Below are 20,261 nucleotides of genomic sequence, written 5' to 3'. Positions count from 1 at the left end.
GGCCGTCCACCGGTCCCGGTTCACTGCGGCCGGGGTCCGGGCAGCATGGCCGTGCGCTGCCACCCCGTGCCCGGGGAGTGCGGGCGGTCGTAGCCGGGGGACTGCGCGGGCCGCATGACCAGCTCCAGTTCCCTGCTCACGCGTTCGGCCTCGCGGCGAACCTGTGCGGGCACATCGCCGCACTCCGCGATGAGTCGGTCGTAGATGGGGGAATCCTGGAACACCCGTCAACGCGCCTTTCTGCTCGTCGGCCCCGTAGCGGGGGCGAGGAAGCCGAGTGTAGGCGGAGCGGTGTCCCGGAGTGTGAATTACCCGGGTGGACTTGACGCAGACCGGACATCCGTGACATGCGGGCGGCCTGGGGTCAGGCTCCTGTCGTGGAGCCCGGCCGGACGATCATCAGGACGGTGACCGTGGCCCACAGCAGGTTGAAGATGCCGGTGAACATGGCGAGTTGGGCGGTGTTGCGGTGCTCGACGGCCTGTTCGCCCTTCAGTTGGCCGAGGAGTTCCTCCTGGCGGGGCAGGACGAAGGCGACCAGGACGCCGGCGGCAGCGGCGGTCAGTGCGATGGACGTGACGAGCCATCCGCTGCCCAGGACGCCCATCGCGGCGCCGGTGGCGAACCCGAGGAGCGGGACGGTCAGTCCGATACCGGCGTAGACGCGGCAGATGCGGTGCAGCAGCGCGACCGCGCTCACCGCCGACGGGTCGGGGGCGTCGCCGCCCGCGGGGACGGCGCGACGCGCCGCGGGCGGGAACATGCTGGCCGCGACGGTCACGGGACCGATGGCGACGATGGCGGCCAGCACGTGCAGGGACAGCAGGATCTTGGTCACCGGGGCTCTTTCCGTGATGCGGTCGACGGTGCCGGGCCCACGTTAGGGAGCCGGGGCGTGATCGCCCATGGGCTGGAACGACAGCTTCCAACGGATTCCCGCCAACTCCTGTGACCAGCCCTCTTGCCTCGCGGGCCGGTGTACCGGCGGTTCGTGCGCCTGGCGGGAATGCCCCTAGGGTGGCGGTCATGCACTCCGTGGCGATCCTGGTCCTCGATCGAGTGGTGCCGTTCGACATGGCGGCGCCCCAGCAGACGTTCGCCTGGACACAGATGCCGGACGGGCGGCCGGCCTACCGGGTCCGGTTGTGCGCCGAGACGCCGGAGGTGCGCGCGGACGGCGGTTTCACCCTGACCGTCGACCGGGGGCTGGAGGCCCTGGCGGAGGCCGACACGATCATCGTGCCGGGCTGCTCCCCCGAGGCCGCGCCGCCGTCCGAGCCGGTGCTGGCGGCCCTGCGGCAGGCGGCCGCGGCCGGCACGCGGATCGCGTCCGTGTGCGTGGGCGCCTTCGTGCTGGCGGAGGCGGGCCTGCTGGACGGGCTGCGCGCCACCACGCACTGGGTCGCGGCGGGCGACCTGGCCCGCCGTTTCCCGCAGGTGGAGGTGGAGCCGGACGTGCTGTACGTCGACAACGGGCAGATCCTCACCTCGGCCGGTGCGGCCGCCGCGCTGGACCTGTGCCTGCACATGATCCGGCGGGATCTGGGGTCGGCGGTCGCGGCGAACATCGCCCGGATGTCGGTCATGCCGCTGGAACGGGAGGGCGGACAGGCTCAGTTCATCGTGCACGAGCACCCGCCGGTACCCCGCGGGTCGGCGCTGGAGCCGCTGCTGGAGTGGATCGAGGACAACCTCGCGCACGAGGTGACGCTGGGCACGCTGGCGGAGCGTGCGGGGATGAGCGAACGGACCTTCAGCCGCCGCTTCCGCGAGCAGACCGGCACCACGCCGTTGCAGTGGCTGCTGCGGGCACGGGTGCGGCGCGCCCAGTACCTGCTGGAGAACACCGACCACTCCGTGGAACGGATCGCGCGGCAGGCGGGGTTCGGCTCGCCGACGGCGTTCCGGGAGCGGTTCCGGAAGGTGGTGGGCACGACGCCGTACGCGTATCGCACGGCGTTCCACGGGAAGGCGAACGCCCCGGCGGCCCGTTCACAGGCCGCCGGGGTGACACCCGGTTCGTGACCGGGCCCTACGAGATGTCAGCCGACCAGCCTCAGACCGGTCTCCCCGTCCGCGTCCGCTTTCTCGGACCGCTCCCTGGTGAGCAGCAGGGCGTCGGCCTTGGCGATGGCGTCGGTGATGTCGGACGTTCCCATCATCACGCACAGCGTGTAGCTGACGTCCTCAAGCTCGCGTGCCGCTGTCGGCACGTGCCTCTGCGCCTGAGTGATCCTCAGCGACGCATACCGCGTCAGCAACTCCCTGACGACCTTCCGGTCCGGTACGAGCACGTAGCGCCCCTCTCTCTGTTTTCGCTGCGTATGCCCGAACCACGCGGAAACATTCACACGTTTTTCTCAGCAGGGGCGGATTTGACGAAAACTGACCGTCTCTGACTGACCGTCAGGTGAGGTGGCCGCTGTGGTGACATCGCGGGGCGTGCGCAGCACGGGACCCGGGGCGGCTCGTGGCCGGCCCCGGGTCCCGTGGTCTGTTCAGGCGGCGTCCAGCTCCGCCAGTTGCTCCGGCGTCAGGGTGAGGTCGGTGGCGGCCAGCGAGTCGCGGATGGTCTCCGGGCGGCTGGCGCCCGGGATCGGGACGACCACGGGCGACTTGGCGAGCATCCACGCCAGGCACACGCGCTGCGGGCTCACCCCGTGTGCTTCGGCGATGCGGGCGAAGGGGGCGTGGCCCGAACCGAGTTCGCCGGCCTTCGAAATCCCGCCGAGGGGGCTCCAGGGCAGGAACGCGATGCCGAGTTCGTCGCACAGGTCCAGCTCCGGCTCGCTGGAGCGGAAGGCCGGGGAGAACTGGTTCTGCACGGAGACCAGGCGGCCGCCGAGGATCTCGTCGGCCTGCCGGATCTCCTCGGGGTTCGCGTTCGAGATGCCGGCCATGCGGATCTTGCCCTCGTCCAGCAGGTCCCGGACCGCGCCGACGGACTCGGCGTAGGGGACGCGCGGGTCGGGGCGGTGGAACTGGTAGAGCCCGATGGCCTCGACGCCGAGCCGGCGCAGGGACGCCTCGCAGGCCTCCTTGAGGTGGCGGGGGCTGCCGTCCAGCGTCCAGCTGCCGTCGCCGGGACGCAGATGGCCGCCCTTGGTGGCGACCAGGACGTCGCCGCCGCGGTCGTGGGAGGCGAGGGCCTTGGCTATCAGGGTCTCGTTGTGACCGACCTCGTCGGCGCCCCGGTGGTAGGCGTCCGCGGTGTCGATCAGGGTCACCCCGGCGTCGAGCGCGGCGTGGATGGTGGCGAGGGAGCGTTCCTCGTCGGGTCGCCCCTCGATGGACATGGGCATCGCGCCCAGGCCGATCGCGCTGACGTCGACATCACCGATGCGGCGGGTGTGCATGTGCTCGTGACCTCTTCCGGCTGTCGCTGAGGCTGTCGGGCGATGGTGCACTCCAGCCTGGACGCCGGGCGGCGCGAGGTCCAATAGAAGAAGGAGAACGCATTCAGCGCTCGGGCAGCTGAATCGCGCCCGCCCCTCGCCGGCCGGGTCGGCGGTCCCTTGTCACCCGGGGATGAAACCCCGCACCGGAGGACTCAATTCCCCCACACAGAGCGTCGATCAGCACGGCACTCCCCCGCCTCGCTGCCATATTCGAGAACCACTTCGGAGGTGGTTGTGAGCACAGAGGTGACAGCATCCGGTCCGGGGGAAACGGCGGCGTACACGCCCGGGAGCACCGCGGAACGCGTCGCCGGCCTGGAGCACCGCCGGGACCAGGCGGTGGCCCCGGGCGGGCCGCGCAGACGCGGGGAGTTCTCGGCCCGGGAACGGATCGAACGGCTCGTGGACAAGGACTCCTTCACGGAGACCGGCCTGTTCGTCCGGGCCCGGCCCGCCGGGGAGGACGCCCGCCGCCCCTACGGCGACGGCGTGGTCACCGGGTACGGCACGGTCGACGGCCGCCCGGTGTGCGTGTTCGCCCAGGACTCCACGGTGTTCGGCGGCAGCATGGGCGAGGCCTTCGGCGAGAAGACCGTCGCGCTGATGGACCTGGCCCTGAAGACCGGCTGCCCGGTGATCGGCCTCAACGACTCGGGCGGTGCCCGTATCCAGGAGGGTGTCGCCTCGCTCGCCCTCTACGCCGAGCTGGTACGCCGCAACGTCAAGGCGTCCGGGGTGGTCCCGCAGATCTCGGTCGTCCTGGGGCCCTGCGCGGGCGGCGCCGCGTACTCGCCGGCGATCACCGACTTCACGGTGATGGTGGACGGTGCCTCGCACATGTTCGTCACCGGCCCCGACGTCATCGAGGCGGTCACCGGCGAACGCACCACCGCCGAGGAGCTCGGCGGCGCCCGCACCAGCAACACCGTCAACGGCAACGCCCACTTCCTGGCCGCCGACGAGGAGGACGCCCTCGACACCGTGCGCGACCTGCTGTCGTACCTCCCGGCCAACAACCTGGAACGGCCACCGGAGTACTCCCCCGGGCTTCCGCCGCCCGGCGCCGACCTCGACGAGGTCGTCCCGGACCGGCTGGGCGAGGCCTACGACATGCGGGCGATCCTGCACGCGGTCGTCGACGACGGTGAACTGCTCCAGGTGCAGGAGCTGTTCGCGCCGAACATCATCTGCGCCCTGGCCCGGATCGAGGGCCGCTCGGTGGGCGTCGTCGCCAACCAGCCGCTGCACGCCGCCGGGGTCCTCGACATCGACGCGTCCGAGAAGGCGGCCCGGTTCGTGCGGTTCTGCGACGCGTTCGGCATCCCGCTGCTGACCTTCGCCGACGTGCCCGGTTATCTGTCCGGGGTACGGCAGGAGCAGGCCGGCATCATCCGGCGCGGAGCGAAACTGCTGTACGCCTACGCCGAGGCGACCGTCCCCAAGGTCACGGTCGTGGTGCGCAAGGCCTACGGCGGCGGATACGCGGTGATGGGCTCCAAGCACCTGGGCGCCGACGTGAACCTCGCCTGGCCCACCGCCCGCATCGCCGTCATGGGCGCCGAGGGGGCCGTGGGCGTTCTGCACCGGCGTGAACTCGCCGCGGCCGACGACCCCGAGGCGCTGCGGGCCCGCCTGCTCAGCGCCTACGAGCGCACCCACGGCACGCCCTACCTCGCCGCCGAGCGCGGCTATGTCGACGCCGTCATCGCGCCGCGCGAGACCCGTGAGCAGGTCTGCCGCGCGCTGCGCGCCCTGCGCGGCAAACGCGCGCCGATGCCGGAACGCCGGCACGGCAACATCCCGCTTTAGCCCCCCTCTCCCCCTTTGCGACCCCTAGGCCGATCCGCGCCGTGAGGAGCCCCGCCTGATGGACAGCCGCCGCCCCCCGCTCGCGCCCGTGTGCCCCACACTGCCGGAGTACGTCCGGCACTGGGCCGAAAGCACCCCGGACCGCAGGGCGTTCACCGTCGTCGAGCACCCGGCACCGCACTCGCGCGGCGTCCACCGCACCCTGACCTGGCGCCGCCTGGACGTACGGGTGCGGGCACTGGCCGCGCGCCTCACCGACCAGGCCGGCCCGGGGGACCGGGTCGCGCTGCTGTGCCCGCAGGGCACGGAGTACGTGACCGCCTTCCTCGCCGCCCTGGCCGCCGGGCTGGTGGCCGTGCCGCTGTATCCGCCGGGCCTGCCCGGGCACGCGGACCGGCTCGCCGGCGTGCTGGCCGACGCGCGGCCCTCGGCCGTCGTGACCACGAGCCGCTGCCTGGACGAGGTGCGCGACTTCCTCGGCCCCGACGGACCGCGGATCGTGGTCGCGGACCAGGTGCCCGACGACGCCGCCCGCGACTGGCGGCCCGTCCCGCCGGACGCCGAGGCGACCGCCTACCTCCAGTACACCTCCGGTTCGACCCGTGCCCCGGCGGGTGTGGAGATCAGCCACGGCAACGTCGTCGCCAACGCCCGCCAGGCGCTCACCGCCTACGGTGCCGACACCCGCCCGGTGACGTGCGTGGGCTGGCTGCCGCTCTACCACGACATGGGGCTGGTGCTCAGCGTCGCGGCGCCGGTGGCACGAGGGGCCCTGTCGGTGCTGATGGACCCGGCCGCATTCCTGCACGAGCCGGTGCGCTGGCTGCGGCTGCTCGCCGCGCATCCGAACGCGGTGAGCGCCGCGCCCAACTTCGCCTACGACTACTGCGCCGCGAGCGTCTCCGAGGACCAGAAGGCGGGCCTGCGGCTGGACCGGGTGACCGCGCTGATCAACGGCAGTGAGCCGGTCCGCCCGGGCACGGCCGACCGTTTCCACGCGGCGTTCGCCGGTCAGGGCCTGGCACCGGAGACCCACTGCCCGTCGTACGGCTTGGCCGAGGCCACCGTGTTCGTCTGCGCGGCCCGGCCGGGTGAGCCGATCGGCCGGTTCGCGCTCGACCGTGACGCCCTGGCCGCCGGGAAGGCCCTGCCTGCGCGGCCGGACGATCCCCGGGCGGTGCTGCTGGCGGGCTGTGGCACCCCGGCGGGCCAGCGGGTCCGTATCGCCGACCCGGTGACGCGGGCCCTGCTGGCGGAGGGCGAGGTCGGCGAGATCTGGGTGCAGGGGCCGAATGTCGGCCGGGGCTACTGGAACCGGGGAGCGGAGGACGTCTTCGGCGCCGAGTTCGCGGACCCCGCGGCCGGGCCGGGCGGCTGGCTGCGGACAGGCGATCTGGGGACGGTGCTGGAGGGACAACTGGTCGTCACGGGACGGCTGAAAGACCTGATCATCGTCGACGGCCGCAACCACTATCCGCAGGACGTCGAGGCGACGGCCCAGGACGCGGACCCGGTGGTGCGCCGGGACCGGCTCGCCGCGTTCGCCGTGCCGGGCGGCGCGGGTGAGCGGGTGGTGATCGTGGCGGAGCACGCCCGGACCGCGCGCCTCGCCGAACTCGACGTGCCGGCCGTGGTGCGGGCCGTGCGCGGCGCCGTCTCCGCCCGGCACGGGCTGCGGCTCGCCGACGTCGTCCTGGTACCGCCTGGCACGGTGCCGCGTACCTCCAGCGGGAAGGTGTCGCGGGCGCTGACCCGCGCCCGGTATCTGGAGGGCGCGTACGGTGGCCGGGCCGGTGCGGCGACGGCGGGTGCCGCGGGATGAGCCCCGTCGACGAGGGCGCGCTGCGCCGGCTGATCGCCGAACGGGTGGCCGTCTGGTACGGCACCTCTCCCGAGGCCGTCCCGATGGACCGGCCGCTCTCCGACCTCGGCATGTCCTCGCGGGACGCGGTCGCCCTGGCCGGTGAGCTGTCCCGGGCCACGGGCCGCGAGTTGCCGACGACGCTGCTGTGGGAGACGCCCACCGGTCAGGCGCTGGTGGCGCGGTTGTGCGGCGCGGAGGCCTCGGGAAGCCCGGGGGCGGCCGAGGCGGCGCCGGTGCCGCGAGCCGGACTTCCGGGCGGGACCGCCGAGCCGGTCGCGGTCGTCGGGGTCGGCTGCCGGCTGCCCGGCGGGGTGCACGGCCCGGACGGCTACTGGCGGCTGCTGAGCGATGGCGTCGACGCGATCCGGCGCGTCCCGGAGGACCGCTGGCGCGACTTCACCGCCTTCCCGCCCACCGACGCGCATCCGTACGGCGGCTATCTCGACGACATCGCCGGGTTCGACGCGGACTTCTTCCGCATCACCCCGCGCGAGGCGGCGGTGATGGACCCCCAGCAGCGGATCCTGCTGGAGGTCGTCCACGAGGCGCTCGACCACGCCGCCGTGCAGGCCGGGTCCCTGGCGGGTACCGCCACCGGGGTGTTCGTCGGGGTGTCGGCCCCCGAGTACGGACAGCTCACGGGGGCTGATCCGGACGCCGTGGATCCCTGGGCGCCGGCCGGGGGCGCCCTGAGCGTGACCGCCGGACGGCTCGCCTACGTCCTGGACACCCGGGGCCCGAGCCTCGCCGTCGACACGGCCTGCTCGTCCTCGCTGGTCGCCGTGCACCACGCCTGTGTCAGCCTGCGCTCGGGCGAGAGTGACACGGCGATCGCCGCCGGCGTCAACCTTCTGCTGTCGCCGGCCGTCACCGTCGCCTTCCGCAGAGCGGGCGCGCTCGCACCGGACGGGCGCTGCAAGCCCTTCTCTGCGGCGGCCGACGGCATCGGGCGCGGCGAGGGGTGCGCGGCCGTGATCCTGAAGCGGCTCTCCGACGCCGAGCGGGACGGCGACCGCGTGCTGGCCGTCGTCCGGGCCACCGCCGTCAACTCCGACGGCCGCTCGAACGGCCTGATGGCGCCCAACCCGGCCGCCCAGCAGGCGCTGCTGCAGAGCGCGTACGCGCGGGCGGGGGTCTCCGCGGCCCAGGTCGACTACGTGGAGGCGCACGGCACCGGCACCCCGCTGGGCGACCCGATCGAGGCGGGCGCGCTGGGCGCGGTGCTCGGCGCGGGCCGGGACCCGGACCAGCCGCTGCTGCTGGGGTCCGTCAAGGGCAACCTGGGGCATCTGGAGTCCGCCGCGGGCATCGCGGGCCTGGTGAAGACCGTGCTGGCCCTGCACCACGACAGCATCCCGCCGTCCCTGCACTGCGCGGAGGGCACGTCCCTCGCCGACGAGCGGCTGAGGGTGGTGACCGAGCCGGAGCCCTGGCCCCGCTACGGCGGCACCGCCCTCGCAGGGGTTTCCGGGTTCGGCTTCGGCGGCACCAACGCGCATGTGGTGCTGGAGGAGGGACCGCCCGGCCTGGTCCCCGTGCGGTCGGCCGAGGAGCCCGCCGCCCGCCTGCACCTGCTGTCCGACCTCGACTCCGGGCGCGTCCGCGACACGGCGGGCCGGCTCGCCGAGTGGCTGCGCGAGAGCACCGCGCACCCCGCGGACGTGGCCCGGACGCTGGCCGGGCGCACCGGCCGCGGCCCCGTACGCGCCGCCGTGGTCGCCCGGGATCGCGCCGAACTCGCCGATGCCCTGGGCGCGTTGGCGGCGGGCAGCCCGGACGCGCGGGTGGTGACCGGGGAGCGCGACCGGGTCGGGCGCGGCCCTGTGTGGGTCTTCTCCGGCTACGGCAGCCAGTGGCCGGGCATGGGGCGCAGACTGCTGGCCGAGGAACCCGCGTTCGCCGCCGCCGTGCAGAAACTCGACCCGCAACTCGCCCCGGAGTGCGGGCTGTCCCTGTACGACCACCTGTCCTCCGGGGCCGGCCTCGACCGCCTGGACGTCGCCCAGCCCGTGCTGTTCGGTCTTCAGCTGGCCCTCGCCGAGCTGTGGCGTTCGTACGGGGTCGAGCCCGCCGCCGTGATCGGCCACTCCATGGGCGAGGTCGCGGCGGCGGTGTGTGCGGGCGCGCTGGACGTGGCGGACGGGGCGCGTGTCATCGCCGTGCGGGCCCGGCTGCTGAGCGGGCTGAGCGGCGGCGCGATGGCCGTGGTGGACCTGGACGACGCCGAACTGGAGTCTCTGGAGCGGGACTTCCCCGGTGTGCACGTCGCCGTGCACTCCTCGCCCCGGCAGAAGGTCGTCACGGGCGAGGAGGCCGCGGTGGCCCGGCTCGTGCGCCGGCTGGAGGGGCAGGACCGGGCGGCACGGGCCATGCGGGTCGTCGGCGCCGGGCACTCGCCCCAGGTGGATCCGCTGCTGCCGGAGCTCGCCGAGGCGCTGTCCGGCATCCGGGGCCGGCGGCCGCGTGTCCCGGTGTACTCCACCGTCCTCGACGACCCGCGCGGCGACTGCGTGTTCGACGCGGCCCACTGGGCGGCCAACCTCAGGCGGCCCGTCCGCCTGGACCGGGCGCTGGCAGCGGCCGCGGCCGACGGTCACACGGCCTTCGTCGAGATCTCGCCCCATCCGGTGCTGACCGGGGCCGTCGCCGACACCGTGAGCGATGCCCCAGCCCTGGCCCTGGCCACCCTGCGCCGGGACGCCGACGGGGCGGAGGCGTTCGCCGGGCAGTTGGGCGCCCTGTACGTGGGGGGTCAGCGGCTGCCCGTGCCGCCAGGCCGGGTCGTCGACCTGCCGGTGCCCCGGTGGCGGCACGTGCGGCACTGGTGGACCGACGGGCGGGCCCGCACCGAACCGGTTTCGCCGGAGCCGGCGGAGCCTGACGCCGACGTGGCGGAACCGTCGTCGGTCCTGGCCCGGCTGACCCACCACATCGCCGCCGTCACCGGCCACCCGCCCGCCCGTGTCGCCCCGGGCACCGCCCTGGCCGATCTCGGTCTGGACTCGCTGATGGCCGTCCGCGTCCGCACGGCCGTGGAGCGCGAGTTCGGCGTCGAACTGCCCCTGCGCGACCTGTTCACCGCCGCCACGGTCGAGGACGCCGCCACCCGGATCCGGCATGCCCTCCCCCGCGACGACACCCCGCTGCGCCCGCTGCGCGCCACCGGTTCCCGGCCCCCGCTGTTCCTCGTCCACGCGGCCGGCGGCCCGGTCGCCGTCTACCGGACGCTCGCCGAACGGCTCGGCGAGGAACGGCCGGTGTACGGGCTGGAGCGGATCGAGGAGGCCCGGACCGTACCGGAGAAGGCGCGACGGTACGCCGAGGCCATCGCCGCCGCACACCCCGACGGACCCTGCCTGCTGGGTGGTTGGTCCTTCGGCGGCTTCGTCGCCCAGGAGACCGCGCGGCAGCTGACCGCCGCCGGACGGGACGTGCCGCTGGTCGTGCTCCTCGACTCCGTACGCCCCCTCCCCCGGCCCGGCGTGACCCGCGCCGACCGGATCCGGGCGCATTTCGAGGGCTTCGCCGGCCACGTCGCCGACGCCTACGGGGTGCGCCTGGAGCTCCCGTACGACGAGCTCTTGGCCATGGACGACGACCGGGAGCGCATCGACACCGTCCTGCGGACGCTGCGCGAAGCCGCTGACGTGCCGCCCGCGGCGCTGGAGCACCAACGCGCCTCCTACCTGGACATGGGCGTCGGGGAGTCGCACCGGCCCGGCGACTACGACGGGCCGGTCGTCCTGTACCGGGCCACCGAGCCCGCGCCCCACACCGTGCGCGACCCGGCGTACGAACGCGACGACGAGGCGCTGGGCTGGGACGAGGTGTGCCCGCGCCTGGAGGTCGTGCCGGTGCCCGGTCACCATCTGTCCCTGCTCGATCCGCCGCACGTCGACGAGATCGCCGCCCACCTGAGCCGGGTGCTCGCCGAACGGGCCCCCTGAACCGCCAACCGAGGAGCCGCCATGCCCGATCTGCCGCCGAAGCCCGCCGCCGGAGTGTCCCGGCGCACCGTCGCCAGAGCGACGGCCGCCGCCGGTCTCGCCGTCCTCTTCGGGGCCGCGAGCGGCACGGCCCGCGCCGGGGCCGCCACCCGGCTCGGGCCGCGCACGCTGGACGTGTCCGTGCCCTCCGCCGCGCTCGGCCGCAGCGCGCCGGTCCGGCTGATCCTGCCGTCGGACTTCGGTGCGCGGCCGGAGCGGACGTATCCCGTGCTGTATCTGCTGCACGGCGCCCACGACGACTACACGTCCTGGACCCGGGAGACCGATATCGAGGCCTTCACCGAGGGCCGCGACCTGATCGTGGCGATGCCGGACGCGGGCCCCACCGGCATCCCCAGCGTCTGGCGCGGCGGGCCCGACTACGAGACGTTCCAGGTGAAGGAGGTGCCGGCGCTGCTCGCCCGGGAGTACCGGGCCTCCGGCGTACGGGCGGTCGCCGGGGTCTCCACCGGCGGTTACGGCGCGATGGCGCACGCGGCCCGCCACCCCGGGGCGTTCAAGGCCGCGGCCTCGTTCAGCGGCATCCTCGACACCACCGCCCCGGGCGTGCCCGCCATCATGGACGCCATCGTGGCCCGCGAGAACCTGCCGGCCGCGTCCCTGTGGGGGCATCCGCTGCTGAACCTGCTGACCTGGCGGGACTTCAATCCGCGGGCCCGCGCCGCGGGGCTGCGCGGCACCGCCCTGTACGTCTCTCAGGGCAGCGGGGTGGGCGGCGGCAGCGGCGGCGATCCGCTGCCCGGGGTGCTGGAGAGCGCCCTGTGGCCCTCTGCGCAGGGCTTCGCCGGCACGCTCGCCCGGCTCGGCATCCGGGCCACCACGCACCTCTACTCGGGAGGAGGACACGACTGGCCTTACTGGAAGCGGGAGTTCACCGCCTCGTGGCCGATGCTCGCCCATGCCCTGGGCGTGCCGGAGTGACGGGGGTGCCGTCGGGGCACGGAACGGAGCGCAGGGGTCGTCCGTCCAACACAGGACTTCCCGCTCGTCCCAGCGGCACCAGCCCGCGGGTGAGCCGCTTCCGGCCGAAAGGAGTGCCCGTGATGGCTGTGCCCACCCCCCACGGCGTGCCCGACCGCCCCGATACGCCACCGGTGCCGCCGGATCTGGCGGAGCTGCTGCGCGCCCAGCTCGCGGCCGTCGCCGACCAGGTGGAGGAGGAGGTCCGCCGTGAGGTTCCCGAGTACGCGCGGCCCGCCGACGGGGCGTACGGCAGGAACCTGCGGGCCGGGGTGGTGCAGGCGCTGACCCTGTTCGTCGACCACATCGCCGACCCGCGGGACGACGGGGGCACGATCGCGGCGACGTACTACGAACTGGGGCGCGGTGAGGCCCTGGAGGGCCGCAGCCTGGACGCGTTGCAGTCCGCGCTGCGGGTCGGGGGACTGCACGCCTGGCGGCTGATGGGCCGTACGGCGGAGGAACTCGGCCTTGACTCCTCGGTCGTCGCGGCACTCGGCGAGCTGGCGTTCCGGACCGTGCACGAGGTCGCCGAGGCGGCCGCGGCCGGCTACGCGGAGGCCCAGCTGCGCAGCTCGGACGAGCTGGAGCGGCGCCGCAGACGGCTGCTCGACCTGCTGCTGGAGGACGGGCCGGTGGCGCTGGAGGCGGTGCAGGACTTGGCGCACAGCGCGCGCTGGGCCGTGCCCCGGACGGTCGCCGTGGTGGCGCTCGCGGCGGCGCCGGACCGTCAGGAGGAGGACCGGCCGCTGGCCGCGGCGGGCGCGCTGGTGGACATGGAGTCCCGGCCGCCGCGCATGCTGGTGCCCGACCCGGAAGGCTCCGGCCGCTTCGGCCGGGCGTTCACGCTCGCGCTGCGTGGCCGGCCCGCCGCGATCGGCCCGACCGTCGCGGTCACCGACGCCGCGCAGTCGCTGCGGCTCGCCACCCGGGCGCTCGGTCTGATGGGACGCGGGCTCCTCCCCCGCCAGGGCGTGGTGCGGTGCGCCGACCATCTGTCGACCCTGCTGCTGTACGGCGACGAACCGCTGCTCGAACGGCTCCAGGAGCGGGTCCTCGCGCCGCTCGACACGGTCTCGGCCGGGCAGCGCGACCGACTCGCCGAGACACTGCTGGCGTGGCTGCTCAGCGGCAGCAACGTGCCGGACGTCGCCGTGCGGCTGCACATCCACCCGCAGACGGTCCGCTACCGCCTGCGCCAGCTGGAGAAGCTGTTCGGCGACGCCCTGCACGATCCGGAGACCCGCCTCGACCTGATTCTCGCGTTGCGTGCGGAGTCATTGCGTACGCCGCGGAACTGATTCCCCGTACGGAGCGCAATCGGCGAGTTACTCAACCGGCGGCGTACTCAATCGGCGACAAAAAACCGCGGCGATTCCATAATCCAGTCCATAACACCCCGGGAGACACAGCGAATACGTTCGGGCCGTCCTTTTTCGCAGGCGCTCGACGCGCCTCACTCGCGGAGGATTCCCCATGCGTATCCGTTTGTGTCTCGCCGCGCTCTCGCTGGCCGGCGGGGCCGGTCTCGCCACCCTCTCGGCGCCCTCGGCCACGGCCACGGCCACGACTGCGGCCACGAACGCGGCCACGAAGGCGGCCGCGGCTTGCACGGACGTCGAGGTGGTCTCGGCGCGCGGTACTTTCGAGCCGGGCACGCTCGGCTTCATCGTCGGCGACCCGGTGTATTCCGCCCTCAAGAAGAAGGTGACGGGCAAGAGCCTGTCCAGCTACGCGGTGGACTATCCCGCGAACCTTTTGCCGACGTCTGCCGCGCGGGGCAACACGGACCTGGTGAACCATGTGAAGAGCCAGGCCGCCGCCTGTCCGAATCAGCGTTTCGTTCTCGTCGGCTATTCGCAGGGCGCGAACGTCGTCGACAACTCGATCGGCATCAGCAGCGCGGGCGCGGTGGTCGGCAGCCCCATCGTGGCCACGCTGCCCGCGGCGGTCGAACCGAAGGTCGCCGCGGTGCTGCTGTTCGGCAACCCGATCCGAGCCCTCGGCAAGAGCGTCACCGGCACGTACCAGAGCCGCACCCTGGACATCTGCGCCAAGGGCGACCCGGTCTGCGAGAGGGGCGGCGGCGACACCGGGGCCCACCTGAGCTACCGCGACAACGCGGACGAAGCGGCGACGTTCGCGGCGGGCAGGCTCTGACCCGCACCTGACCGAAGCGACGAGGCCCCGCGCCGGGGCACGGTTCGGCCCCGGCGCGGGGCTTTGTCGCGGGCACGGGTCTTGGCCCGGGCACGGGGCTGTGCTGCGGCGCGGGGCTGGGTCGTTGCGCGGGACTTGGCCCGGGCACGGGGCTGTGCTGCGGCGCGGGGCTCGGTCGTTGCGCGGGACTTGGCCCGGGCACGGGACTTGGCGCGGGCACGGGACTTGGCCCGGGCACGGGACTTGGCCCGGGCACGGGTCTTGGCCCGGGCACGGGTCTGTGCTGCGGCGCGGGCACGGACTTGCGCTGCGGCGCGGGGCTCGGTCGTTGCGCGGGCCTCGGTCGCTGCACGGCATTGGCTACGGCGGGGATCCCCCGCGGCGCGTTCCTGCCCCGGGTAGCGAGGGCTCAGCCCCGGCCCGGCTTGAACCGGACGACGGGCCTTGGCCCCGGCACGGGACCTCCGCCCCGGCACGAACCTCGCTCCCGGCCCGGAACTGCGCCGGGCGGCGGAACTCGGCCCAGGCACAGGCCCGTGCCTCGGCACAAGGCTCGGTCGCTGCACGGGCCTTGGCTGCCACGCAAACCTCGCAGCCGCGCGGACCTGCCCCGGGTAGCGAGGGCTCAGCCCCGGCCCGGCTTGAACCGGACGACGGGCCTTGGCCCCGGCACGGGACCTCCGCCCCGGCACGAACCTCGCTCCCCGCCCGGAACTGCGCCGGGCGGCGGAACTCGGCCCAGGCACAGGCCCGTGCCTCGGCACAAGGCTCGGTCGCTGCACGGGCCTTGGCTGCCGCGCGAACCTCGCCGCGGCGCCGAAACCCTGCCCCGAGCAGCGGGGGCTCGGCCACGGCACGGCTTGAACCGGACGACAGGCCTGGCCGCGACACGGATCTGGACCCAGACGGCGAGCCTTGATCCGACGCCGGACCTCAACCGGGCGGCGGGCCTTGCCCCGGCACGGACCTAACCGAGCCGCAGGTTCGACCGCAGCGGGCCTCCCGTGACGCCCGAGTCGTGGCGGCATGCGAAGGGGCCCGGGAGGATTCCTCCCGGGCCCCGGGCCCCGGGCGTGCGTGCGGGTGGGCTAGCGCGGGGAGTGTGCGAAAGCGGCGAGGCTCGTGGAGACGGGCTCGGGGCGACCGTTGTTCTGGGTGGGTGCGGCGGTCAGTACGTCGAGGTGCTGGTAGCCGTCGGCGATGACGGGGTGGAGCTCGGGCGGGACCCGGCCGGCCAGCAGGCCTTCACCCGCGAGGACGGTGAGCACCGGGTTGGCCTTGAGCCCGCCGGGATGCACCACGAGCTTCTTGACCTGCGGCGAGGTGGACAGCTGGATGTCCGTCACCAGTTTGGTCGGGAAGTACTGTTCGGTGAAGTCCAGCGGCTGTTCGGCCAGGCTGCGGGCCAGTTGCCGCACGTCGGTCACCTCCTCGCCGGGGCCGGTGAACGGCGTGCCGTCGGCCGACCGATGGCCGGGGTCGTCGGGGTCGCCGACGCGGTCGTAGTTGCGCCAGGTGTAGAGGGGTCCCTGCGGCCGGTCCGGGATGGCCTTGTACGCGGTGCCGTACAGCCCGGGCTGCTGCGTCCCGCCGTTGGCCACGGGGAAGCTCTTGTCGGCGATCGGCCCGCCGTCGAAGAAGCCGATGCTGGTCTGGAGGAAGGCGAGCGGTACGGAGTTGTCGTCCAGCAAGGCACCGAGCACCGCCCCGTTGGTGAGCCGGAAGTCCTTCACCGCGGGCTTGCCGGTGAGGAAGGCGGCGGTGTTCTTGGAGAACAGGACGCGGTGGGTGGCCTCGATGTTGAGGTTGGAGGGCAGGTAGCGCGGCAGGCTCGCTTCGGCGTCCGGGTCCTTGAGGGCACCCATCCCCGCGATGCCGAGCAGCGTCATGGTCTCGGGATTGAGCAGCACCGGCGCGGACAGCGAGCGCGGCAGCACCCCGCTGTCGAGCCCCGCCTGCACCACGCCGTAACCGAGGCCGATGTCGGGCAGGTTGGTGTCGTCCGGCAGGCTGCCGCTGAGGTCGGCCAGCGAGGTGGAGACGGTCGTGTCGAGGGCGAAGTAACCGGCGCACTGGTTGTAGCCGGCGTCCGCCGTGGTGGCCCGGTCACCGTCGAAGTCGGCGGCGGCGAAGTACCCGGTGATCACACCACCCAGCGAGTGCCCGCCGCACAGCACCTTCCGCTTGCGCTGCGTCTGGTCGGGCAACTCGGCGTTGAGCAGGTCGTACTGGTCGCGCACCGTCTGCTCGATGCCGAGCTTCGCCATCCAGCCCAGCTTCCCGTTGCCGGTGAAGCCGGCGAAGGTCCGGCCGTCGACCTGCTTGCCCCGGTAGTAGTAGTCGACGGCGGTGTGCTGGTCGCCGGAGGCGATGCCGGTGCGGTCCTCCAGGCAGTTGGAGCGTCGGTCCAGCGCCCAGAACTCGATGTGCACGCCCTGCTCGGCGGCTCGCGCCACGGTGTTGCGGGCCACGCTGTCGAACGCCCCGGCCCCCTCCAGGATGCCGGGCTGGGCGACGAGGATCCGGTCCGCGTCGGCCGAGGCGGCGGGCCCGTCGGCGGAGCGGTAGCGCAGGTACGACAGCCAGTCGCAGGCGGCCGGACGCGGCCCGGCCGACTCCGGCAGCGGCGCCCTCACCCGCACCACCGACTCCGTCACCCCGGTCACCGGCGACGTCGACGCGACCGGCGTCTCGGTCCGCCCGCCGTCGGCCCGGGCTCCCGGAGCCGCGGCCGTGAGCGTCCCGGCGGCCAGCAGCACCGCCAGTGCGGCCCCCCGCCACTTCCCTCTTGTCCTACGGTTCATGTCCATGCCACGGACGCTAGGGCTCCGGCAGGAGGTCGCTCAGGGGGTGCTGATGAGAACTCAGTTTCCGGATCGTGCCTTGTCACCGGCGTACAGAGCCTCCGTGGCCGGGACCGGGGATCGGTGGGCCTGACGGGGTCAGGACCAGCGGACCCGACCGGGTCAGGACCGGCGGACCCGACCGGCTCTCCCGCTTCAGAACCCCCTTATCGGCCCGGCCGAGCTGCGAACCGGCGATTTCGGGAGCATGGTGGGGCTATGGACGGTCAACCCCCTGTGGTCGTGCAGCCGCCCGCGTCGGACGGCGGACGGCTGGTGACCATCCACGGCGAGCGCATGGGCGTCGCCTACAGCCTCTTCGACGTGCTGGACCTGCTGCACCGCGAGGGCCTGCCCACAGCCGACACGGCCGTCGACGACACTGAGCTGATCGAGTGGCGCGGCGGCGGCCCGTACGACTGGAACAGCGGGTCGTCCGACGAGGCCTGAGCCTTCGTGGGGCCCCGTTTCCTGGGCCCCGTACGCGTGAGGCCCTGTCTCAGTCCTCCCCCGCCGCGACCCTCGCTCCCCCGGCCAGCCGGTCGAGGCGGTCGCGATGGGCGGGCGTCAGGTCGAGGTCCGCCGCGGCGAGGTTCTCCTCCAGGTGCTCGATACGTGCCGTACCGGGAATCGGCAGGACGACCGGCGAGCGGTGGAGGAGCCAGGCGAGCGCGACCTGCGTGGGCGTGGCACCGAGGTCGGCCGCCACCGCCGCGATCTCCGCCTCGGCCCCCGTCTTCCCCCAGGCGACGGGCCGCCACGGCAGGAAGGCGATTCCGGCCGCCGCACAGGCGTCGAGCACCGGCTCGTGCTCACGGTCGAGCAGGTTGTAGCGGTTCTGCACGCTCACGATGTCGACGATCTCCCGGGCCTGAGCCAGCTCGGCGACGGTGACCTCCGACAGCCCGATCCGGCCGACCCGGCCCTCGGTCTGGAGGTCGCGCAGCGTGCCGAGCTGGTCGGCGAGCGGTGTTCCGGGGTCGATGCGGTGGAGCTGGAGCAGCTCGATCCGCTCGACGCGCAGCCGGCCCAGGGCCTGCTCGACCTGGCGGCGCAGGGTGTCGGGCCGTCCGTCGAGCCGCCACTCGCCCTCGATGCGTGCGACACCGACCTTGGTGGTGATCAGCAGCTCGGCCGGATAGGGGTGCAGTGCCTCGGCGAGGAGCTCCTCGTTGGCTCCCCCGCCGTACAGATGGGCCGTGTCGATCAGCGTGACGCCCAGTTCCACGGCCCGCCGGGCGACCGCGAGGGCGTTCTCCCGGGCGGGGCCGGCCTCGGTCGGCAGATGCATGGCTCCGAAACCGAGCCGGCGTACGTCCAGATCCCCGCCGATGCGGAAGGTGGTTGTTGTCATGAGCGCGATCCTCCCCCTCTGCTCAACGCGCCACGCCGACAGGGCGGTTGACGACGACGCCGGTCACCGGGAGAGGCACGCCATCCCCGGCACGGCACCGCTCGACGAGCCGTCGTCAGTGCCCGGCGTTACGCTGCGCGCACATGACCCTCGACCCCTTCACGGAGGTTCTCATGGTCTCGCGTCTCAACCCGTACCTGTCCTTCAACGGCGACGCCCGGCAGGCGATGGAGTTCTACAAGGAGGTCTTCGGAGGCACCCTGGCCCTGAACACCTACGGCGACTTCGGCCAGCCGGAGGCCCCCAACGCCGACAAGATCATGCACGGCATGCTGGAGACCCCCAGCGGCTTCACCCTGATGGGCGCCGACAACCCGCCGGGCATGGAGTCCGCGCCGGGCCAGCCCTTCGCGGTGAGCCTGAGCGGCGACGACGACGCCGAGCTGACCGGCTACTGGGAGAAGCTGTCCGAGGGCGGCTCGGTGTCGGTACCGCTGGAGAAGCAGATGTGGGGCGACGTGTTCGGCATGTGCACGGACCGCTTCGGCGTCCCATGGATGGTCAACATCAGCAGACCGGAGAGCTGAGCAGCTCGGAGCCTGGACGGTCAGGGACCGTCCGCCTGCGGGGCCGCCCCCACACGCCGTGCACTTCCGGTGTGTGCGGGCGGCCCTGTTTTGTTGGAACGTCCTGTTTGTTGGTACGTCCTGACAAAGCTGTTGACATCACCCCAGGGCGCCCGCATAGTACCTGCCACTAGAGCGCGCTAGTGACGCGCTCCAGTTACCTCCCCGGACCGGGCACGGCCCCTTTCCCAGCACACCGAGGTGCACCCGACATGCGCAGACACCACAGATCCGCCGCCCTGACCACCGCCGTCCTCGCGGGCGCGCTGCTCGCCGCCGGCTGTTCCAGCGGCTCCGGCGGGAAGCAGTCCGAGACCGGTGGCACCGACGCCGCCGCGGGCAAGGCCACCACGCCTCGGATGACCGTCGCCCTGGTCACCCACGCGGCGCCCGGCGACACCTTCTGGGACCTGATCCGCAAGGGCGCCCAGGCCGCCGCCGCGAAGGACAACATCAAGCTCGTCTACTCCAGCGACCCCGTCGCCGGGAACCAGGCCAACCTCGTGCAGAACGCCATCGACCAGAAGGTCGACGGCATCGCCCTCACCGCCGCCAAGCCCGACGCCATGAAGGCGGTCGTGGCCAAGGCCAAGGCGGCCGGCATCCCCGTCGTCGGCTTCAACTCCGGCCTGGACAACTGGCAGGAACTCGGCATGCTCGAGTACTTCGGCCAGGACGAGAACATCGCCGGCCAGGCCTTCGGCGAGCGCCTCAACCAGCAGGGCGCCAAGCACGCCGTCTGCGTGATCCAGGAGCAGGGCCAGGTCGCGCTGGAGGCGCGCTGCGCCGGCCTGAAGAAGGGTTTCAAGGGCACGACGGAGAACCTGTACGTCAACGGCACCGACATGCCCTCGGTGAAGTCGACGCTGACCGCCAAGCTCCAGAAGGAGTCCACCATCGACCAGGTGGTCACGCTGGGCGCCCCGATCGCCATGACCGCCGTGCAGTCGGTCAAGGACGCGGGCAGCAAGGCCCAGATCGCCACCTTCGACCTCAACAAGGACCTCGTCGGCGCCATCCAGAGCGGGGACATCCAGTTCGCCGTCGACCAGCAGCCCTACCTCCAGGGCTACCTCGCCGTCGACGCGCTGTGGCTCTACCGGACGAACGGCAACTTCAGCGGCGGCGGCACCGCGCCGGTGCTCACCGGGCCGGCCTTCGTCACCAAGGACAATGTCGACAGCGTCGCGGAGTTCGCGAAGAAGGGGACGCGCTGAGCAAGGGACGCACCGGGAAGAGG

The 20,261-nt window shown here is 73.3% G+C and carries 16 protein-coding genes; 10 read left to right on the top strand and 6 right to left on the bottom strand.

Annotated features, from left to right (window positions below; genetic code table 11):
• Positions 1–20: 20 nt before the first annotated feature.
• Both ABFX81_RS35355 and ABFX81_RS35350 read right to left on the bottom strand, forming a co-directional pair.
• A complete protein-coding gene (locus ABFX81_RS35355; protein WP_059414305.1) occupies positions 21–224 on the bottom strand; it encodes a hypothetical protein in 204 nt (67 codons plus the stop codon).
• A gap of 140 nt (positions 225–364) precedes the next feature.
• Positions 365–838, bottom strand: coding sequence for a hypothetical protein (locus tag ABFX81_RS35350; RefSeq protein ID WP_086844516.1), 474 nt, complete (start codon positions 836–838; stop codon positions 365–367).
• Positions 839–1,026: 188 nt separating this feature from the next.
• Between ABFX81_RS35350 and ABFX81_RS35345 the strand changes: the two genes are divergently transcribed.
• A complete protein-coding gene (locus ABFX81_RS35345; protein ID WP_086844526.1) occupies positions 1,027–2,025 on the top strand; it encodes a helix-turn-helix domain-containing protein in 999 nt (332 codons plus the stop codon).
• Between the two features lie 17 nt (positions 2,026–2,042).
• Here the strand turns inward: ABFX81_RS35345 and ABFX81_RS35340 are convergent, their stop codons facing one another.
• Together ABFX81_RS35340 and ABFX81_RS35335 are read right to left on the bottom strand one after the other, a co-directional pair.
• Positions 2,043–2,294, bottom strand: a complete 252-nt coding sequence (locus tag ABFX81_RS35340; RefSeq protein ID WP_086844519.1) for a DUF5133 domain-containing protein — start codon at positions 2,292–2,294, stop codon at positions 2,043–2,045.
• Positions 2,295–2,498: 204 nt separating this feature from the next.
• Positions 2,499–3,356 (bottom strand): aldo/keto reductase, encoded by an 858-nt coding sequence (locus tag ABFX81_RS35335; RefSeq protein ID WP_086844521.1) that lies wholly within the window; start codon positions 3,354–3,356, stop codon positions 2,499–2,501.
• 288 nt (positions 3,357–3,644) lie between these two features.
• On the opposite strand from ABFX81_RS35335, the gene ABFX81_RS35330 reads away from it, so the two are divergent.
• The 6 genes from ABFX81_RS35330 to ABFX81_RS35305 all read left to right on the top strand — a co-directional run bounded on the left by ABFX81_RS35330 (position 3,645) and on the right by ABFX81_RS35305 (position 14,198).
• The gene (locus tag ABFX81_RS35330) at positions 3,645–5,207 is read left to right on the top strand and encodes a carboxyl transferase domain-containing protein (RefSeq protein WP_086844523.1); all 1,563 of its coding nucleotides are present in this window, start codon (positions 3,645–3,647) and stop codon (positions 5,205–5,207) included.
• Positions 5,208–5,265: 58 nt separating this feature from the next.
• Positions 5,266–7,029 (top strand): AMP-binding protein, encoded by a 1,764-nt coding sequence (locus ABFX81_RS35325; RefSeq protein WP_086844524.1) that lies wholly within the window; start codon positions 5,266–5,268, stop codon positions 7,027–7,029.
• The gene (locus ABFX81_RS35320) at positions 7,026–11,018 is read left to right on the top strand and encodes an acyltransferase domain-containing protein (RefSeq protein WP_346139205.1); all 3,993 of its coding nucleotides are present in this window, start codon (positions 7,026–7,028) and stop codon (positions 11,016–11,018) included. The genes ABFX81_RS35325 and ABFX81_RS35320 overlap by 4 nt, the downstream gene beginning before the upstream one ends.
• 21 nt (positions 11,019–11,039) lie before the next feature.
• Positions 11,040–11,999, top strand: a complete 960-nt coding sequence (locus ABFX81_RS35315) for an alpha/beta hydrolase-fold protein (RefSeq protein WP_086854773.1) — start codon at positions 11,040–11,042, stop codon at positions 11,997–11,999.
• A gap of 122 nt (positions 12,000–12,121) precedes the next feature.
• On the top strand, positions 12,122–13,339 hold the full coding sequence (locus ABFX81_RS35310) for a PucR-like N-terminal domain-containing protein (RefSeq protein ID WP_086854772.1): 1,218 nt from the start codon (positions 12,122–12,124) through the stop codon (positions 13,337–13,339).
• Positions 13,340–13,514: 175 nt separating this feature from the next.
• Positions 13,515–14,198 carry a cutinase family protein gene (locus ABFX81_RS35305; protein ID WP_086854771.1) on the top strand — a complete coding sequence of 228 codons (684 nt, stop codon included), beginning with the start codon at positions 13,515–13,517 and terminating at the stop codon, positions 14,196–14,198.
• Positions 14,199–15,286: 1,088 nt separating this feature from the next.
• Here the strand turns inward: ABFX81_RS35305 and ABFX81_RS35300 are convergent.
• Positions 15,287–17,008: a hypothetical protein gene (locus ABFX81_RS35300; RefSeq protein ID WP_086854419.1), complete on the bottom strand. Its 1,722-nt coding sequence runs from the start codon at positions 17,006–17,008 to the stop codon at positions 15,287–15,289.
• Between the two features lie 252 nt (positions 17,009–17,260).
• Here ABFX81_RS35300 and ABFX81_RS35295 point away from each other — a divergent pair, with 252 nt between their 5' ends.
• The gene (locus ABFX81_RS35295) at positions 17,261–17,491 is read left to right on the top strand and encodes a hypothetical protein (RefSeq protein ID WP_059421685.1); all 231 of its coding nucleotides are present in this window, start codon (positions 17,261–17,263) and stop codon (positions 17,489–17,491) included.
• Between the two features lie 49 nt (positions 17,492–17,540).
• Here the strand turns inward: ABFX81_RS35295 and ABFX81_RS35290 are convergent, their stop codons facing one another.
• Positions 17,541–18,395, bottom strand: coding sequence for an aldo/keto reductase (locus ABFX81_RS35290; RefSeq protein WP_086854420.1), 855 nt, complete (start codon positions 18,393–18,395; stop codon positions 17,541–17,543).
• A 173-nt stretch (positions 18,396–18,568) separates the two neighbouring features.
• Here ABFX81_RS35290 and ABFX81_RS35285 point away from each other — a divergent pair, with 173 nt between their 5' ends.
• Together ABFX81_RS35285 and ABFX81_RS35280 are read left to right on the top strand one after the other, a co-directional pair.
• Positions 18,569–18,982 carry a VOC family protein gene (locus ABFX81_RS35285; protein WP_086854427.1) on the top strand — a complete coding sequence of 138 codons (414 nt, stop codon included), beginning with the start codon at positions 18,569–18,571 and terminating at the stop codon, positions 18,980–18,982.
• 251 nt (positions 18,983–19,233) lie between these two features.
• Complete coding sequence (locus ABFX81_RS35280; protein WP_086854421.1) at positions 19,234–20,238, top strand: substrate-binding domain-containing protein; 1,005 nt, start codon at positions 19,234–19,236, stop codon at positions 20,236–20,238.
• The last annotated feature ends 23 nt before the right edge of the window (positions 20,239–20,261 follow it).

Source organism: Streptomyces coeruleofuscus (assembly GCF_039532725.1).
Classification (GTDB): Bacteria; Actinomycetota; Actinomycetes; order Streptomycetales; family Streptomycetaceae; genus Streptomyces; species Streptomyces coeruleofuscus.
The sequence above is the reverse complement of the archived record's forward strand: the minus strand, read 5'-3'. Positions and strand labels throughout refer to the sequence as shown.

Bases quoted from the DNA above. Each gene is read 5' to 3' on its own strand.
- ABFX81_RS35295 (WP_059421685.1), top strand. From the start codon at position 17,261: ATGGACGGTCAACCCCCTGTGGTCGTGCAGCCGCCCGCGTCGGACGGC.
- ABFX81_RS35320 (WP_346139205.1), top strand. From the start codon at position 7,026: ATGAGCCCCGTCGACGAGGGCGCGCTGCGCCGGCTGATCGCCGAACGG.
- ABFX81_RS35300 (WP_086854419.1), bottom strand. From the start codon at position 17,008: ATGGACATGAACCGTAGGACAAGAGGGAAGTGGCGGGGGGCCGCACTG.
- ABFX81_RS35290 (WP_086854420.1), bottom strand. From the start codon at position 18,395: ATGACAACAACCACCTTCCGCATCGGCGGGGATCTGGACGTACGCCGG.
- ABFX81_RS35280 (WP_086854421.1), top strand. From the start codon at position 19,234: ATGCGCAGACACCACAGATCCGCCGCCCTGACCACCGCCGTCCTCGCG.
- ABFX81_RS35315 (WP_086854773.1), top strand. From the start codon at position 11,040: ATGCCCGATCTGCCGCCGAAGCCCGCCGCCGGAGTGTCCCGGCGCACC.
- ABFX81_RS35310 (WP_086854772.1), top strand. From the start codon at position 12,122: ATGGCTGTGCCCACCCCCCACGGCGTGCCCGACCGCCCCGATACGCCA.
- ABFX81_RS35305 (WP_086854771.1), top strand. From the start codon at position 13,515: ATGCGTATCCGTTTGTGTCTCGCCGCGCTCTCGCTGGCCGGCGGGGCC.
- ABFX81_RS35325 (WP_086844524.1), top strand. From the start codon at position 5,266: ATGGACAGCCGCCGCCCCCCGCTCGCGCCCGTGTGCCCCACACTGCCG.
- ABFX81_RS35285 (WP_086854427.1), top strand. From the start codon at position 18,569: ATGGTCTCGCGTCTCAACCCGTACCTGTCCTTCAACGGCGACGCCCGG.
- ABFX81_RS35345 (WP_086844526.1), top strand. From the start codon at position 1,027: ATGCACTCCGTGGCGATCCTGGTCCTCGATCGAGTGGTGCCGTTCGAC.
- ABFX81_RS35335 (WP_086844521.1), bottom strand. From the start codon at position 3,356: ATGCACACCCGCCGCATCGGTGATGTCGACGTCAGCGCGATCGGCCTG.